Genomic DNA, 15259 nt, shown 5'->3' with positions numbered 1-15259 from the left:
TTAAATTTATTTTCTATAATTTTTTTATAATTCTTTTTATATATAATTCATCAATTATAAGCATTCACTATATAAAAAATGATAAAATTGATTTTAAAAATTTACCAAAAAATAAATTTTTTAATGACGAAGAAGTTTCGTTAATAAAAAAAATAAATAATAAAAATAATATTTATTTTATTATAATGGATTCAATGATGTCGCTCAAAACATTTGATAAAAAGTTCCAATCCAATATTTCAAAAGAAAGTCTTATAAATTTAAATAAAAGAGGAATAAAATATATTGAAAATTCTCAATCAATATATCCAACTTCTTATTTAACTTTATCTGCTTTACTTAACATGGATACAATTGTTGACGAAAATTCTAAGCAATATCAAAACAGATATGAATTTTATCCAAATATACTTAAACCCAATATGACAACTCCTGTTCTTATAAATGAATTAAATAGAATTGGATATCAATTTAAATTACTTGGCCCTCATAGTTGGAATTGCCAATATAATAAAAATTATTGTATTAGCTTTAATAATAAAAAAAATAAGATTGATAAAAAAATATATTATGAGGAAAATCCAAACAATATAGAAGTAAATGAAATATTTTTTAACTCAACTTTATTAAGATCAGTTTACTATAAATTTAGTTCAATTGTATTTAAAAAAAATATACCATTAATTACTTATTATAAAAAAGCACATAAAAATTACGATATAATATCTAAATTTATTAAGTTGAATAAAATAGAAACAAAAAATTCAATCCCAACTTTTTATTTGATACATCATTGGTCACCACACTGGCCTTATGTTTTTAATACAGATTGCAGTTTGAGATTTGAAAATGAAGCAGATAACATAGTTAATTATGATGGTTATCAATCCGCATATAAATGTGCATTAAAAAAAATAAACAAATTTTTAGATTATATTAATGAAAGAGATGCAAATGCTATTGTAGTTATTCAAGGAAACCATGGAATGATAGATTTTAAAAAAAATGATTATGCTGATTTAGAAATGACTTTTAGTATATTTAATGCAATAAAAATTAATAAAACTTGTCAAGAAAAACTAAAGTTAGTTAAGGGTAATATAAATTCCTTAAGACTAATCTTGTCTTGTCCATTTGGAATTAAAAATAAATTAATTAAAGAAAAAAATTACGTTGCTTTCTATGAAAGACAGAAAGATTACGGTAAGATAATACCATTGGAAAAATATAAAAAAATTAAAAAGAAATAGATTATTTTTTTATTTCTGAATAATAAAGTACTGTTTTATATGGTACTTTAATTCTATTTTTTTTTAAATTTACTAAATAATTACTAATTTCTACAATTATATCATTAAAGACATTTTTTGCTTGCCTCTTGAGTGTTGCGTGAGATTTCCAAGCTAGAATAATATCCTTAATTTTCATATCTATATAAAATTTTTTTTCATACTTTTTTATATTAACAAATGATTTGGATTTTCTTAGAAGAGGTCTTATATCTTCACGCCTAAGACCATATTGATAATTAGGCAAAAATCTAAAGATTATTTTTTCAATTTGTTTCTGATGTTTGTCATTTAAAACTCTATGATTCCATATACATATTACTTTACCATTAACTTTTAAAATCCGTTTTAGTTCTCTTACTGTCTTTTTAAAATTAATTACATTAAATGAAGATCCAAAAAAAATATTATCTATGGTTCCTTTTTTAATTTTTGTACTTTCTGCATTTTTTTTTATCCATTTTATTTTTGGTACATTTTTTTTTCCAATTTTTAACATTGCCTGATTAGGTTCAATTGCTAAAATATTTAATTTAAATTTAAAAAGTAGCTTTGTTAGTTTTCCTGTTCCTGCACCGATGTCTAATGTTATTTCATTATTCTTTATTTTATATTTCTTTATAATTTTTTTTAGCAAAGCCTCAGAGTAGTCAGCTCTTTTATCATAATTTTTAGCCAATTTAGAATAGTTCCAATTTTTTGATTTTTTTCTCATGATTAAGGTATAATTTGTTGTTGTTTAAATATATTTTTAAATTAATTCAATATTATAATTTTTATTTATGTCAGATAAAGAAATTCATAAAGGTGGCTGTGCTTGTGGAGAAAACAGATATGAAACAACTGGTAATCCAGAGCGAGCTAGGGTTTGTCACTGTAGATATTGCCAACTAAGATCAGGTAGTCCTTTTGGTGTTGGTGCTTGGTTTAAAGAAGAAAATGTAAAACACTATTCACAAAATTATAATCAATATAAATTTGTAACTGAGAGTGGAAATACTTTTGAAATAAATTTTTGTAATAAATGTGGAACCAGTGTTTATTGGACAATATCAGCACCTGCTTTAAAAGGTTTAACAGCTATTGCTGCCGCAACATTTGATCCACCGAGTTTTTGGTTCGGTGTATCAGGTGAGATCTTTACAAGATCAAAAGCACCTTATATTGATATTAAATGTGATGAACAATTTGAGACATCACCTACTTATAATCCAACTAAAAAGGATGAAGATAGGTTTGATGGATCTAAATAGAATTACTTTCCCACAACAAAGGAAAATACTCTTCATCTAATAAATCACTATTTTCCTTTTTATATTTTTTATAAGTTTTAGCGGTTCCACCTTCATTTGTTGGATGAAACTTTGCATTACTTGGAACACAATGGGAGACAATAGCTCGTCTATTCTTGTTTGAAGTGTTTATTCCTGATCCATGCCAGGTAAAGCCATGATGAAATGAAACACCACCAGCTGGTACCTCTACATAAGCAACTTCTATTTGTTTATTATTTTTTTCAGCAAATATATTTAATTCTTTTTTATAATCTTCTGGTGAGTGAAATTCTCCTTTAGGAGGTTGAAGCCCCCATTTATGAGAGCCTTTAATATACTCTAAAGTTCCAGTATCTTTTGAGGTATCATCTAATGACATCCAACAAGTCATCATTGTTTGTGGAATAAGCCAATCATCATAAGCAGCATCTTGATGAAAGCCTAAGGTTTTTCCTCTTGGTGGTTTCCATAAAATATTATCTTGAACTAATCTTGCACCTTGCCAGTTCATTAAACGAGAACAAACTTCACCAATTATTTTATGACAGACTACTTTTTTTATTAAATAATCTGCTTTCCAGGCATTACAGATTTGACGAGTAACATCTTCGGGATCTTTACCAAATTTCCAGTTCCATTCATCTGGCTCAATTCCTGTTTCAAAATTACCTTTAAATAGAGGCTCAAATTTGCTTCTAAGATCATCTATGTAATTTAAATCTAAAAAGTTATCTAAAATCAAAAAACCATTATTATTAAACTCTTCAATTAAACTCTCATTGAGCTCAAATTTTATCATGAATTATTTGGTAACCACGAATTATAAAGTGGATTATCTTTATCTATTGGAATTTTAATGTTTTTATTTTGTCTGGAAGATTCGTAGACAGCGGTCACAAATTCTAAAGATTTTCTAGCATCTGATAAAGTTACCTCATCACTAGTAGATCCATCTAATTTGTTTGCAATTTCATCAAACATACCTGCATACCAAGATTGTGGCTCTTCTACTTTTGCCAACACTTCATCTATTTGAGCTTGAGTAATAGGTGATCTTGGTAAGAAATGCCATTCATCATCCGCTGGACTGTATGGTTTATCTGGAGATGCTCCAGACTCAGCTGTTAATCCTTCAAAACAAAATCTAAGTCTGCTGGTATCGTTTGCAGCACCAAGTGTAATTGAGCTTGTAACTAAAGTTCTATTTTCCATTTCAATTGATAATGCTGCACAATCTTCAACTTCAATATCATTTACTCTCGTTGATAATTTAGCAAATACATTTGAAACAGGACCTAAAATCATGCTGATTAAATCATGAATATGAATTGAATGGCTTAATATGGCTCCACCTTGTTCACCTTCCCAAGTTCCTCTCCAAGGTTTTGAATAATAATCTTTTCCTCTATTCCAATGAGTTTCTAATGAAGCAACTAAAGGTTTTCCAGCTAAACCAGATTTTATTAATGCTTTTAATTTTGAAAATCCTAAACCATATCGATATTGGAAAACAGGAAAAATAATTTTACCCGTTTCTTTACTGATCTTTTCTAATTCATCGACTTCTTTAAGACTTGATACTAATGGCTTTTCACATATTACATGCTTTCCAGCTTCCATAGATTTTTTACAAGCTGAAAAATGTAAGTGGGGTGGAAGACATATATCAATGATATCAATCTCTTTTACTTTCAATACATCATCAAAATTTAGTGATACCTTTGTTTCAGTGTTATTTGATAAAATGTTATCAATTGCTTCTCTTGTAAGACCACATAAAGTATGAACATTAAATCTCTCTTTAACTTTTTTAAAATCTTCATAGTGTTTAGCGCCTATGTTGGTTCCAATAATTGCTACTTGATACTTTTTCATTTTGTTTCAGCTTTTAATTGTGCTTTTATTGCAAGTTCCATTGAAAGATATGTCAATTCTTGAGAACAAGCAGTTTCAGTTCTGTTGATTACATCATTAATTAAATTTCTAAAGTAGGGAAGCTTAATATCAGAGCAATCGATGTATTTTACTTCTTCATTATTCGCTAAATATAAATGATTGCCTTTTTCTGATTTTGCTAAATCTGTATATTTTCTTATTTCTATATAGCCTTTATCCCCAAGGATTAATAATCTTCCATCTCCCCATGTTGGAAGTGCATCTGGAGTGAACCAATCTAATCTAACGTAACCATGTCCACCATTACCAGTTAGATTAACCTCTCCAAAATCTTGAAAACCAGGCTTTTCCTTCTTGGTAGAGTTTTCTACAAGAGCATAATTAATTTTTGCTTCATTTGAATTTGTAAAAACTAAAAATTGATGAATCTGGTGTGAGCCTATATCAGTAATTATTCCACCATAACTTTCTCGATCATAAAACCAATCAGGTCTTTCGTAGTTACCTTGTCTGTGTGGACCCGTCCCAATTGTTTGCTTTATTTTTCCAATTTTTCCGTCGTTAACTAATTCTTCAGCTTTAGCAACAGCTGCAACATGAAATCTTTCTGAAAAATTAACTGACCATATTTTTCCAGTTTCTTTGACTGTTTGTTTAAGCTCGTTTAATTGATCTATAGTAGTGCAACCAGGTTTATCGACCATCACATCTTTTCCAGCTTTTAAAGCTTCTATTGAATTATGAGCTCTATCTTTTGGAACTGAAGATATTAAAATCATATCAATTGAGGGATCATTTAATATTTCTTCCTTATTTTCTTTTCTTTTGATATTTGGATATTTTGAATTGAATTCCCTTAGGGTTAATGGATCACCCTCTGTCCAAAAATGATCACACGTACATCCTTCTTTTAACATTTCGTCCAACATGTCAAAGATGTGACCATGATCTATACCTATCACTCCAAGATTAATAGTCTTTTTCATCTTGTTAATATGTTCCTTGTTTTTCTGAACCGTTATAAAAGATTTCTTGTAGATATTTATTTTCTCTAATTCTTAAAGACTTGCCTTCTTCACTCATTAATGAATTAGCACGATTAATAACTTCGTGATAATGATATTCATCTTTTCCTCTAGCAATTTGAACACTATTTTTTCCTAAAATTTGTTTAACATTGGTTCCTATGTAACTTTGAACCACAAAACCAATTCTTCTATCATTACTTTTATTTATTCCAGAGCCGTGAACTATTCTTGGGTGGTGTAAAGACATTTGACCCGCTTTAAGCTCTATGGGTTTAACTTCATTTTCTGGCACTCCTTCTACTGTTTGACCACGTGTTAAGAGGTTTCCTTCATTAAACTTTTGGTTATGATCTTTTAGTTCGATATGAGACTTAGGCCACATTCTCATGCAACCATTTTCATTATTTGAATCTGTAATTGCTATCCATGCAGTGACCCAATTAAGAGGTTCTAACCCAATATATTTTGCATCTTGATGATAACTTACAAATCCCTCTTGTTTAGGGTTTTTAATAAATAAAGTGGTACTACAAACTAAAATATTTTTTCCAATAATACTTTCAACTGCATCAAGAATTTTAGAATTATGAACAATCGCATCTAGTTTAGGAGATATTAAGTGCACATTGTATCTGCCAGATTTATCAATTTCATTTGGCATTTCTTTTTCAATTAGCTCAATTTCATTTCTTGCTTCTAAAGCTTCTTCTTGAGTTAAAATATCTAAGGGCGCTACATATCCTTCTTCATTGTACTGTTTCTGTTGATTTGAATTAAGATAAGTCATATTATTTTTAAAGATTATATGAGTGCTATTATTACTTCAATACATAACTGTCCTGTAAAATCGATTTCATTTCAAAATATTGAAAAATGTAAAATTAATAAAAATGTTGGGATAGAAGGTGATAGAGTTTTTGCTTTTTCACAAAATCTTAATTTAGATCAATCTGTAGAATTCGAAAAAAATCCTGAAACAAGAAAAGGTAAATGGAATAAAATTGTAACGCTTAAAAACACACCAGTGTTTAATAAGTACAATTTTTTACATGAGGACAATAAGTTAACTCTAACGCTAAATAATAAAGAAATTATTACTGTTAAAGTTAATGAAACAAATGAAAGAGATGATCTTGTAAGAAAATTAATTGAACTAGAGGGGTCTTTAAAAAACGATATAAGACTTATGAGAAATGATGAGTATCCTTTTTATGATACCTCTATATCTAACAAGTCTATGTTTAGAAACTCAATTTCGCTTTTAAATATTAATAGCATTAAAGATTTTGAGAATAAAATTGATAAAAAAATTGAAAAATCTATTTTCAGAGGCAATCTATATTTTGATGGAGTGGAAGCTTGGGAAGAAAGAAACTGGATTGGTAAAACTATAAAAATAAATGATGTTTTGTTTAAAGTTGAAAAAAATATTCCAAGATGTGTTGCAATAAACTTAAAACCTAAAACAGATGATAATTCATTTAATTTACTTAAAACTTTAAAACAAACTTACGATCACTATGACATGGGTGTTTATTTGACACCGGAAAATGATGGTGAAATAAATTTATCAGAAAAAATCCTTATAAAATAAATTGCAGACAACTCAGGATTGAATATTTATTTCAATTACTGTGTACACCACTTCTCTAATCTGCTTAACTTTATCAAAACATAACGAAGGGGATATAATGAGAAAAATATATAAGACGTTAACTGTTTTATTTGTTCTTCTGTTTAGTATTTCGACTGTTAATGCAAAAACATTAACTGAAAGGCTTGCAGATGGTCACAAATTAAGACTAGGTTTTGGTACTGCTGTGCCATGGGCATACGCTGGAGATAATGGTGAAGCATTAGGTTTCGTAAACATGATTGCTTTAACTGTTTTAGAAGAAATGGGAATTACTGAGCATGAAACTAAAGTTTTTGAATGGTCAGGTCTTATTCCAGGAATAAATGCTGACAGATCAGACATGATTACTGGTGGTATGTACATTCTAAAAAGTAGATGTGCCAACATTGATTTTTCAGATCCAATTGGAGTATTTGGTGATGCGATGTTAGTTCCTAAAGGAAACCCTAAAGGAATTAATAATTACGAGGATGTTATAAGAACTGGAGCTAAACTTGTAACTGGAACTGGTTTTAACACTGTAGAAGCTGCAAAAAAAGCTGGTGTTCCAGATAGCCAAATGCTTTTAGTAGAAGGTGAAGTTGGTATTTTAGCAGCAATGAAAGCTGGAAGAGCTGATGCTGCTGTACAAACTTTCTTTGGTGCAAAAGAGCATGAGGAAAAAACTGGCGGAGCTTTTGAAGTAACTGATCCTAAATTAATGCCTAAAGAAACTGTCAACGTAGTAGGTATTGGTTTTAGAAAAAGTGATAGTAAGTTCAGAGATGCTTTCAACGTAGCTTTAGCTAAAGTTTTAGCTAACCCTGATAAAATGTTAGAGAGAGCTGGTAAGTATGGCTATGATAAAGCTCAACTACCTCCCGCTGACATGACTACAGAGTGGGCTTGCTCAACTAAATAATTTACACTATTAAAAAATTAAACCAGGCAACTTGATTGTTGCCTGGTTTTTAAAATCTAAAGGAAAATACTTTGACATATTTTGAATTTTTAAACGAACACGGCGTTACACTTTTGTTAGGCACAGTCACTACAATAAAAGTGCTTGTTTGTTCTATGATTCTATATGTGATTATTTCCATGATTTTTGGTTTGATGAGACTTTCTAAAAATCGAGCGATACAAGGGATTGCTACAGTATATATAGAATTTTTTAGGGGAACTTCTTTATTGGTTCAATTATTTTGGGCCTATTATGTATTACCTTTTTTTGGAATATCACTTGAAGCATTTACAGCAGGAGTAGTCGCCCTTGGTTTAAACTTTGGTGCTTATGGTGCGGAAATTGTTAGAGCAGGAATACTCGCAGTGCCTAAGGGACAATGGGAGGCAGCACATGCTTTAAATTTTACTCCAGCAAAAAGAATTAAAAGAATTATTATTCCACAAATATTTCCAATAATTCTTCCACCTGCAGCAAATTTAACTGTCGAATTATTAAAAGCGACAGCATTAGTTGCATTGGTAACAGTTGTGGATTTAACTTTTGAGGCAAAACAAATTAATTCAATTACTTGGTTATCTGCTCAGTGCTTTGGAACAGCACTACTGATTTATTATATTATTGCTAGATTTGCATTAGTCCCATTTTTAAGATGGTTAGAAGTGTTAGCGGCTAGAAAAGTTGGAAAGGAAAGAATTTAAGTTATGCAAATGGGATGGAGATGGGATTTTACATTTGAAATATTGCCACAAATGGCAATTGCAACTTTAAATACTATTCTTGCAGCTGGTGTAGGTTATGCAATCGCTTTAATAGTTGGTTTATTTTTTTTACTAGGTCAAAAAACTCCTTTTAAAATTGTTAACTGGATTAATAGAGAAATAGTAGAATTTATAAGATCAACACCGCTTTTAATTCAGTTATTTTTTGTTTATTTTGTATTACCACAATTTGGAATTACCCTATCTGCTTGGGTTTGTGGAATGATTACTATTGGTCTTCATTTTGGAACTTATTTATCTGAAGTTTATAGAGGTGCTTTGGAAGGAGTTCCAAAATCTCAATGGGAAGCATGTAGAGCTCTTAATTTTTCAACAATTTATACTTACAGAAGAATAGTTCTGCCACAGGCATTTCCTATAGCTATACCAGGCATGGGTAATTATTTAGTAGGTATCTTTAAAGATACACCATTACTTTCAACAATAGGAGTTGCAGAATTATTCCATGCAGCAACTGCGGTAGGGGGATATAATTACAGATATTTAGAACCTTACACTTTAGTTGGACTTATATTTTTAACTCTTTCAATTCCTGCTGCTATGTGGGTTAGAAAATTAGAAAATGATGTTAATAAAGCACAAGGAAAAATAAAAAAATAAATTATGAAAAATGCATCTGACGAAATAATTGTAAAGTTTGATCAAGTAACTAAACAATATGGTGACCTAGTAGTTTTGGATAAATTAAATCTAGATATTAAAAAAAATGAGATGGTTTCAATAATTGGACCTTCAGGATCAGGTAAAACCACAGTTCTTAGAGTTTTGATGACTTTAGAAAAAATAAACGGAGGTGTAATTAATCTCGACGGAGAACCTCTAACTCATATGAATGAAAATGGTAACCTTGTTGAGGCAAGCGAAAAATATTTAAGAGAAAGACGTTCAAAAATTGGAATGGTGTTTCAGCAATTTAATTTGTTTCCCCATATGACAGCTTTACAAAATTGCATAGAAGCACCAATCGAAGTTTTAGGTCTTAAAAAAGAAGAAGCAGAGGAAAGAGCCTTAGAATTATTGGAGCTAGTAGGTTTGACAGATAAAAAAGACCAACACCCAAGTAGACTTTCAGGAGGTCAGCAGCAAAGGGTTGCTATAGCAAGAGCTCTTGCCATGAGACCCAAAGTTATGCTTTTAGATGAAATAACTTCTGCGCTTGATCCTGAGGTAGTGGGAGAAGTATTAAACGTTATCCGTTCACTAAATAAAGAGCATAGTTTGACTATGATAATGGTCACTCACCAAATGGGTTTTGCTCGTGAGATTTCTGATAGAGTTTGTTTTTTTAATGAAGGTAAAATATTTGAGGAAGGGCCACCAGAAAAATTATTTGGAGATCCTCAAAACGAAAGAACTAAACAATTTTTACATGCAGTACTAGACTCGCATTAAAAATTTAATAATTTTTAATTTCTGGATTATCAGTTTTAGAAGTTTCTTCCAATGTTGCTGGAGTATCTGGATCTAATTCTAATCCAGCAGGTGTGATGGTTGCAGGAACAGGTGTAAATGTAGAATCTGGATTGTCCACAGTTTCTCTTATTCTCATTCTGTATAAACCAAATGCACCAATTAAAGCATGGACTATAATTAAAAATACAAAAAATCCATTTAATCCAAACCATTCCATAAACAATGAACATAAAATTGGTCCACTAATAGCACCAACACCAAAAATTAATTGTAGTCCACCACCAGCAGCTACGAATTTAGATTTTGGTACAAAGTCATTAGTGTGCGCAAGATTTAATGAAAACAATGGAAGGCATAAACTTGAATAAAGACCAACCGCAATAAAGAAAACTATTTTTTTAAATGCAAGTTCATCCATGTAATAAATATTTTGTATAGGATCATTAGAAGTTAAAATTGACAATAGTGCCAAAGCAGAACTTCCAAATGTGGTTACAATAATTACTCTTCTTCTATCGTATTGATCTGAAAAATATCCAATTGGTCCTTGACCAAATACACCTGCAATCGTTGCAATAAATAATAAAATTGAAGTTTCAAAAAGACTGAGTTTAGCAAGAGTTGCATAAACTGAAATTAATGAAAAAAATGCTGCATGAATTACACCAGTAAAAAAAGAACTAAAAGTTCCAAGAGGAGAGATCTCGTAAAGTTCTTTAATACTAATTGTTTCAATTTTTTTAAATTTTGGAGCTGGTCTTTTTGTTAATAAAATTGGAACAAGCGCTAAAGATAAAAGCACAGATACCAAAATAAAAGGTTCATATGCTTTTGGTTCACTTAAGTTAAGTAACAACATTCCAACTGCAAGGCCAAAATAAATTACCATCATGTAAGCAGATAATAATTGCCCTCTATTCTTATTAGTTGCCCTATCATTTAACCAGCTTTCAGTGACAACATAACAACTAACTAAACTGATACCTGTTATAAATCTACTTAAAGTCCACATAAATGGATTTACATAAACTACCGCAAGCAATGCACTAAGTGATGCAAGAGATGCAAAAGCTGCAAACACTCTGATGTGACCAACCTTAGATACAAAATTTGGAGTTGTTCTAGAACCAACAAAGTACCCAATATAATAACCTGACATGAAGACCCCTGTGGTAAAAACACTAAAGTCTTCAAGTACTGATCTGATACCCATTATCTGCATTTGTAATCCATGAGCTATCATCATGGTTCCAATACCTATAAATAGGGCCCAGGATTTTTTTACTTCTTTTTGCATTTCTAAATTTTAAGTATCAATAAATTGCGGGCTAAGTAGTTTTGGTTTGTGTTTTTTTTATGGCTAGGAATGAGTGGATAGCGATAGTTAAAATGATCACTACTCCTCCCTGAATTGTCTCCATCGATGGTTGTTCTTTAACAACCATCCACACCCAAATAGGTCCCAAAACTGTTTCCATTAGAAAGAACAGATTTACTTCAGCCCCAGTTATGTATCTTGGGGCTAGAGTTACCAACACAAAAGGAATGGCCACACAAAGGATACACATCGCTGGAATGATATAAATATCATTGTCTTTTAGCTCAAACGTATCAATAAAGAATAAAGCAACTAATGCTACGACCAGTTTACCGACCACAGCTGAAGGAACTAGGTTAAGGCTTTTTCCAGCTCTGATGATTGTTGCTCCTGCAGCGAGACCGCATGCAGTAATAAATCCTAAAATATCACCAAAGATATTTCCTAATTTCACAGAGTCGTAAAATATATAAAGAACACTTAAAAACGTAATTGCTATTGCAACTAAAGTATTTCTATCTGGTTTTTCTTTTAAAAATATTGCACCAAAAATAGCTGAGAGCATTGGAGCAAGTGCAATCATAACAAGTGTGTTTGCAACATTTGTGTTTTGAATTGATAGTACAAAAGTAATGTTGGTTATAGAAAATGTAACAATGTAAGCAACACCATAAATAGAATTTCCATAAAGTAATTTAAAAAAAGAAGATTTATAAATAAACAACATTCCAACAAATACAGTTACAAATGGAATTATACCTCTATAAAAAACTAATCCCCAAGTATCTACATTTGAAAGTCTAATAAATAAACTATCAGGAGTGATAAACATCACTGCAACAAAAGCCATTAAAGAACCTTTTTGCTGATCAGTTAAATTGTTCACGCTTTTAATTCTTTCCAAAAAGTTTTTGCTAAATTTATTCCTGATAAATCAAAAAAAGTTTTAAGTCCTGTAGGAGAAGTAACGTTGATGTCTCCATTCAATTTTTGATCTATAAAATCAATCCCTGCAAAATATATATTTTCTTTTTTTAAATCTTTCGCAATTAATTTTGAAATTTTATTTTCTTGTTTAGTTAAATTGATATTAATCGGTTTAGCACCTTTACTCATATTACTTAAATAAGATCCTTTTTTAGGAACTCTAGAAATTGCACCACAAACTTTTCCATTAATTATAAAAACTCTTTTGTCTCCTTTATTAATTTTAGGTAAAAATTTTTGACACATAATATGATCATGCTTTTTAATAAATTTATTAATAAGTTTTGAATTAAATTTATTTAATAAGTGAATATCATTGCCACTATAACTATGAATAGGTTTGATAATTACCTTCTTATGCTTTTTAATAAAATTTTTGATTTCATTTATATCCTGAGAAAAAAGTGTATCAGGCATATATTTTAAATATTTTGTTGAATATAACTTTTCAGAAATATTTCTTATTGATGTTGGGTTATTGATAATTTTAACTTTATTTTTAATAAAATCTAAAATGTAAGTCGTTGAAATATATTCTAAATTAAATGGTGGGTCTTGACGGATTAAAATAAACTTACATTTTGCAAGTTCTAAAGTTTGTTCTTTAATGATTTTATAAAATTTCTTGTTTTGATAATTAAACTTTATGAAGAAGCCTTTAGCTAAAACTTTTTTGTTAATTATTGATAGATTTTTTGGATCGTAATAAAAAATCTTATATTTGTGTTGAATTTCGTTAGCTAAAAAAACACTAGTATCAGTTATAGGATTTAAGGTAGAGGGATGATTACCTTGAACAGCTACTATTTTATTTGTCATATAATTCTTCTAAATTTTCATCTTTCGAAAATTTACTAATCATATGATCTGCATTTGTAGTCTTATTATCAACTACATTTTGCAAATGATTTAAGAAGATAGTTTCGTTATTTCCTTTTTTACTAATGATATCTCTTTTCTCTAATCCTTTTCTAGAAATGTTCAAAAGAGCAGAAGTCCAATACAATAAGTCTTTACCCATTAATTGAGTATTAAATCCTTTTTGTGGAGCTTCTAAATAAGCGTTAATTATTTTGTCTGTTTCCCATGAAGAGACTAATTCGTATGCTTCATCTAAGTTTCCATATAACATACCAATATTGAAAGCTGGTCCAGCACATAGACAATCCCAACCACAGGTATCCATTGATCTAAGCTCAATATATTTCTTCAGTCTATTTTCAGTAAAGATTGTACTTAAGTGAGTTGTAAGATCAGTTTCTGTTGGAAGTCTATTTCCTATTTCTTCAATTTTTCCATCCATAAAATCTTTAAACGTATATTTTTTTCCTGAAATATACTGATCATTATGTTGAATGAATAAAATTGGAAAGTTCATGACAAATTCCGCATATTTATCAAAATCTAAATTTTCAAAAAATAATTTAGGCAAACCTCCTCTTGAAGTGCTTTGCCATACTTTAGATCTGTAAGATAAATAATTACTGTTCTTTTTTTCAACTATTGATGAGTTTGCAAATAGTGCAATTGAAATAGGAACAATAGAATTAGCTAATTTAAATTTTTTAATAAAATCTTCTTCCGAATTGTAATCAATATTTAATTGTGTTCCACACGTTCGATACATCATATCTAAACTAAGCTCTCCACCTAGTGGCATGTCTTTTGTCATTAACTCATAACGTTGCTTAGGGTTATTTGGAATATCTTCTAATTTTGAAATAGGATCAAAACCTGCACTAACTATTTTGATATCTAATTTTTTAGTAACTTGTTTTAATTCAAATAAATAATCTTGTGACTCTGCACATGCTTCGTGCATATGGATTAACTTGTCACCAGATAATTCAATTTGGTTACCAGGTTCTAGTGTAATATTTTTACCAGCTTTATTTAGACCAATAATGTTTTCTTTTTCAAAAACAGGGTTCCACCCAAACTCAGTTAAAGCTGTAAACATTTCTTTTACTTTTGGATAATCAATTCTTCTATTGTCTTTAGTGTTGAACAAGAATTTTTCATGCTCGATACCAATTCTAAAATCTTTATCTTCTTTGATTCCAGATTTAAAATATTCAATAATTTTCTCTTTATTATTAATCATGCGCTTTAGATAGTGGATTTTAATTTAATTTAAAGTAAAGAATAGGGCTTTCTTGAGAATATTTTTCTCACCATTGGCGCAAATTCCTCTAATTTCATACTTTTATAGTCTGGATCAAAAGATGCCTGGTCCCATTTTTCACAAAACTCTACAGCATCATTAAAATATTTATGATCTTTATATTTATCTCTTTGATTTTGATTCTTTCCAAGATGATGCGCGTAATAATACATTTGAAACTCACCATGCTTTTGAATGATCCAATGTGTTTTTTCTGAAACATAAGGTTTTAAAACTGAAGCTGCATATTCTGAATGATTAACAGGAGCTAACTCGTCTCCAATATCATGTAGTAAGGCTGCAACCACCATTTCTTCATCTGCGTTATCTTTAAAAGCTCTTGTTGCAGTTTGAAGAGAGTGTTCAAGTCTAGTTATTTTGTATCCTTCTAAAGTAGAATTTAATCCACTCATAAATTTTAATATTCGATCAGCAGTGCCATCAATATATTTTTGCTCATACTCATCAAGCAACAAGTACTCATCCTTGGTTCCATTTTTCATTTCAGTAAAATTTACTGTTTTCATAT

General features: G+C 29.8%; 17 protein-coding genes. 7 read left to right on the top strand and 10 right to left on the bottom strand.

The window, feature by feature from the left end; genetic code table 11:
- A partial coding sequence (locus ACTTBI_RS04370) for a hypothetical protein (protein ID WP_440652755.1) occupies positions 1 to 1250 on the top strand: 1250 nt, incomplete at its 5' end.
- Position 1251: 1 nt separating this feature from the next.
- Here ACTTBI_RS04370 and ACTTBI_RS04365 read toward each other — a convergent pair.
- A complete protein-coding gene (locus ACTTBI_RS04365; RefSeq protein WP_440652753.1) occupies positions 1252 to 2004 on the bottom strand; it encodes a class I SAM-dependent methyltransferase in 753 nt (250 codons plus the stop codon).
- Between the two features lie 67 nt (positions 2005 to 2071).
- Here ACTTBI_RS04365 and ACTTBI_RS04360 point away from each other — a divergent pair, with 67 nt between their 5' ends.
- Positions 2072 to 2542, top strand: a complete 471-nt coding sequence (locus ACTTBI_RS04360) for a GFA family protein (protein ID WP_440652752.1) — start codon at positions 2072 to 2074, stop codon at positions 2540 to 2542.
- Here the strand turns inward: ACTTBI_RS04360 and ACTTBI_RS04355 are convergent.
- Genes ACTTBI_RS04355 through ACTTBI_RS04340 form a run of 4 tightly spaced genes read right to left on the bottom strand, consistent with a single transcriptional unit; the run spans position 2535 to position 6274 of the window.
- Positions 2535 to 3362: a phytanoyl-CoA dioxygenase family protein gene (locus ACTTBI_RS04355; protein WP_440652751.1), complete on the bottom strand. Its 828-nt coding sequence runs from the start codon at positions 3360 to 3362 to the stop codon at positions 2535 to 2537. The two genes, ACTTBI_RS04360 and ACTTBI_RS04355, sit on opposite strands and share 8 nt — an antisense overlap.
- A complete protein-coding gene (locus ACTTBI_RS04350) occupies positions 3359 to 4438 on the bottom strand; it encodes a Gfo/Idh/MocA family protein (protein WP_440652750.1) in 1080 nt (359 codons plus the stop codon). Before ACTTBI_RS04350 ends, ACTTBI_RS04355 begins: the two co-directional genes overlap by 4 nt.
- Complete coding sequence (locus ACTTBI_RS04345) at positions 4435 to 5445, bottom strand: Gfo/Idh/MocA family protein (RefSeq protein ID WP_440652748.1); 1011 nt, start codon at positions 5443 to 5445, stop codon at positions 4435 to 4437. Before ACTTBI_RS04345 ends, ACTTBI_RS04350 begins: the two co-directional genes overlap by 4 nt.
- A gap of 4 nt (positions 5446 to 5449) precedes the next feature.
- A complete protein-coding gene (locus tag ACTTBI_RS04340; RefSeq protein WP_440652746.1) occupies positions 5450 to 6274 on the bottom strand; it encodes a phytanoyl-CoA dioxygenase family protein in 825 nt (274 codons plus the stop codon).
- An 18-nt stretch (positions 6275 to 6292) separates the two neighbouring features.
- On the opposite strand from ACTTBI_RS04340, the gene ACTTBI_RS04335 reads away from it, so the two are divergent.
- From ACTTBI_RS04335 to ehuA, 5 genes are all read left to right on the top strand, one after another.
- Positions 6293 to 7081, top strand: a complete 789-nt coding sequence (locus tag ACTTBI_RS04335) for an MOSC domain-containing protein (RefSeq protein ID WP_440652745.1) — start codon at positions 6293 to 6295, stop codon at positions 7079 to 7081.
- A 97-nt stretch (positions 7082 to 7178) separates the two neighbouring features.
- Entirely contained in the window at positions 7179 to 8024 is an 846-nt protein-coding gene (locus ACTTBI_RS04330) for a transporter substrate-binding domain-containing protein (RefSeq protein WP_440652743.1), read from the top strand.
- A gap of 71 nt (positions 8025 to 8095) precedes the next feature.
- Positions 8096 to 8767 carry an ectoine/hydroxyectoine ABC transporter permease subunit EhuC gene (ehuC, locus tag ACTTBI_RS04325; protein ID WP_440652741.1) on the top strand — a complete coding sequence of 224 codons (672 nt, stop codon included), beginning with the start codon at positions 8096 to 8098 and terminating at the stop codon, positions 8765 to 8767.
- Between the two features lie 3 nt (positions 8768 to 8770).
- The gene (ehuD, locus tag ACTTBI_RS04320; RefSeq protein ID WP_262589572.1) at positions 8771 to 9448 is read left to right on the top strand and encodes an ectoine/hydroxyectoine ABC transporter permease subunit EhuD; all 678 of its coding nucleotides are present in this window, start codon (positions 8771 to 8773) and stop codon (positions 9446 to 9448) included.
- Positions 9449 to 9451: 3 nt separating this feature from the next.
- Positions 9452 to 10240: an ectoine/hydroxyectoine ABC transporter ATP-binding protein EhuA gene (gene ehuA, locus ACTTBI_RS04315; protein WP_262589570.1), complete on the top strand. Its 789-nt coding sequence runs from the start codon at positions 9452 to 9454 to the stop codon at positions 10238 to 10240.
- A gap of 4 nt (positions 10241 to 10244) precedes the next feature.
- Here the strand turns inward: ehuA and ACTTBI_RS04310 are convergent, their stop codons facing one another.
- From ACTTBI_RS04310 to ACTTBI_RS04290, 5 genes are read right to left on the bottom strand one after another with little or no spacing between them, the layout of a single operon-like run.
- Entirely contained in the window at positions 10245 to 11558 is a 1314-nt protein-coding gene (locus ACTTBI_RS04310; RefSeq protein WP_440652739.1) for an MFS transporter, read from the bottom strand.
- Positions 11559 to 11589: 31 nt separating this feature from the next.
- Complete coding sequence (locus ACTTBI_RS04305; RefSeq protein WP_440652737.1) at positions 11590 to 12465, bottom strand: DMT family transporter; 876 nt, start codon at positions 12463 to 12465, stop codon at positions 11590 to 11592.
- Positions 12462 to 13385: a glutathione synthase gene (gene gshB, locus ACTTBI_RS04300; protein ID WP_440652736.1), complete on the bottom strand. Its 924-nt coding sequence runs from the start codon at positions 13383 to 13385 to the stop codon at positions 12462 to 12464. The genes ACTTBI_RS04305 and gshB overlap by 4 nt, the downstream gene beginning before the upstream one ends.
- Positions 13375 to 14670 (bottom strand): glutamate--cysteine ligase, encoded by a 1296-nt coding sequence (locus ACTTBI_RS04295; RefSeq protein WP_440652735.1) that lies wholly within the window; start codon positions 14668 to 14670, stop codon positions 13375 to 13377. The genes gshB and ACTTBI_RS04295 overlap by 11 nt, the downstream gene beginning before the upstream one ends.
- A 29-nt stretch (positions 14671 to 14699) precedes the next feature.
- The gene (locus ACTTBI_RS04290) at positions 14700 to 15257 is read right to left on the bottom strand and encodes an HD domain-containing protein (RefSeq protein ID WP_440614654.1); all 558 of its coding nucleotides are present in this window, start codon (positions 15255 to 15257) and stop codon (positions 14700 to 14702) included.
- Between the last annotated feature and the right edge of the window lie 2 nt (positions 15258 to 15259).

The sequence above is a fragment of the Candidatus Pelagibacter sp. HIMB1542 genome, from assembly GCF_052047835.1.
In the GTDB taxonomy this organism is placed as follows: Bacteria; Pseudomonadota; Alphaproteobacteria; order Pelagibacterales; family Pelagibacteraceae; genus Pelagibacter.
Note: the sequence above shows the minus strand (reverse complement) of the source record. Positions and strands in the feature narration are given on the sequence as shown.

Bases quoted from the DNA above. Each gene is read 5' to 3' on its own strand.
- ACTTBI_RS04365 (WP_440652753.1), bottom strand. From the start codon at position 2,004: ATGAGAAAAAAATCAAAAAATTGGAACTATTCTAAATTGGCTAAAAAT.
- ACTTBI_RS04360 (WP_440652752.1), top strand. From the start codon at position 2,072: ATGTCAGATAAAGAAATTCATAAAGGTGGCTGTGCTTGTGGAGAAAAC.
- ACTTBI_RS04355 (WP_440652751.1), bottom strand. From the start codon at position 3,362: ATGATAAAATTTGAGCTCAATGAGAGTTTAATTGAAGAGTTTAATAAT.
- ACTTBI_RS04350 (WP_440652750.1), bottom strand. From the start codon at position 4,438: ATGAAAAAGTATCAAGTAGCAATTATTGGAACCAACATAGGCGCTAAA.
- ACTTBI_RS04345 (WP_440652748.1), bottom strand. From the start codon at position 5,445: ATGAAAAAGACTATTAATCTTGGAGTGATAGGTATAGATCATGGTCAC.
- ACTTBI_RS04340 (WP_440652746.1), bottom strand. From the start codon at position 6,274: ATGACTTATCTTAATTCAAATCAACAGAAACAGTACAATGAAGAAGGA.
- ACTTBI_RS04335 (WP_440652745.1), top strand. From the start codon at position 6,293: ATGAGTGCTATTATTACTTCAATACATAACTGTCCTGTAAAATCGATT.
- ACTTBI_RS04330 (WP_440652743.1), top strand. From the start codon at position 7,179: ATGAGAAAAATATATAAGACGTTAACTGTTTTATTTGTTCTTCTGTTT.
- ehuD (WP_262589572.1), top strand. From the start codon at position 8,771: ATGCAAATGGGATGGAGATGGGATTTTACATTTGAAATATTGCCACAA.
- ehuA (WP_262589570.1), top strand. From the start codon at position 9,452: ATGAAAAATGCATCTGACGAAATAATTGTAAAGTTTGATCAAGTAACT.
- ACTTBI_RS04310 (WP_440652739.1), bottom strand. From the start codon at position 11,558: ATGCAAAAAGAAGTAAAAAAATCCTGGGCCCTATTTATAGGTATTGGA.
- gshB (WP_440652736.1), bottom strand. From the start codon at position 13,385: ATGACAAATAAAATAGTAGCTGTTCAAGGTAATCATCCCTCTACCTTA.
- ACTTBI_RS04295 (WP_440652735.1), bottom strand. From the start codon at position 14,670: ATGATTAATAATAAAGAGAAAATTATTGAATATTTTAAATCTGGAATC.
- ACTTBI_RS04290 (WP_440614654.1), bottom strand. From the start codon at position 15,257: ATGAAAACAGTAAATTTTACTGAAATGAAAAATGGAACCAAGGATGAG.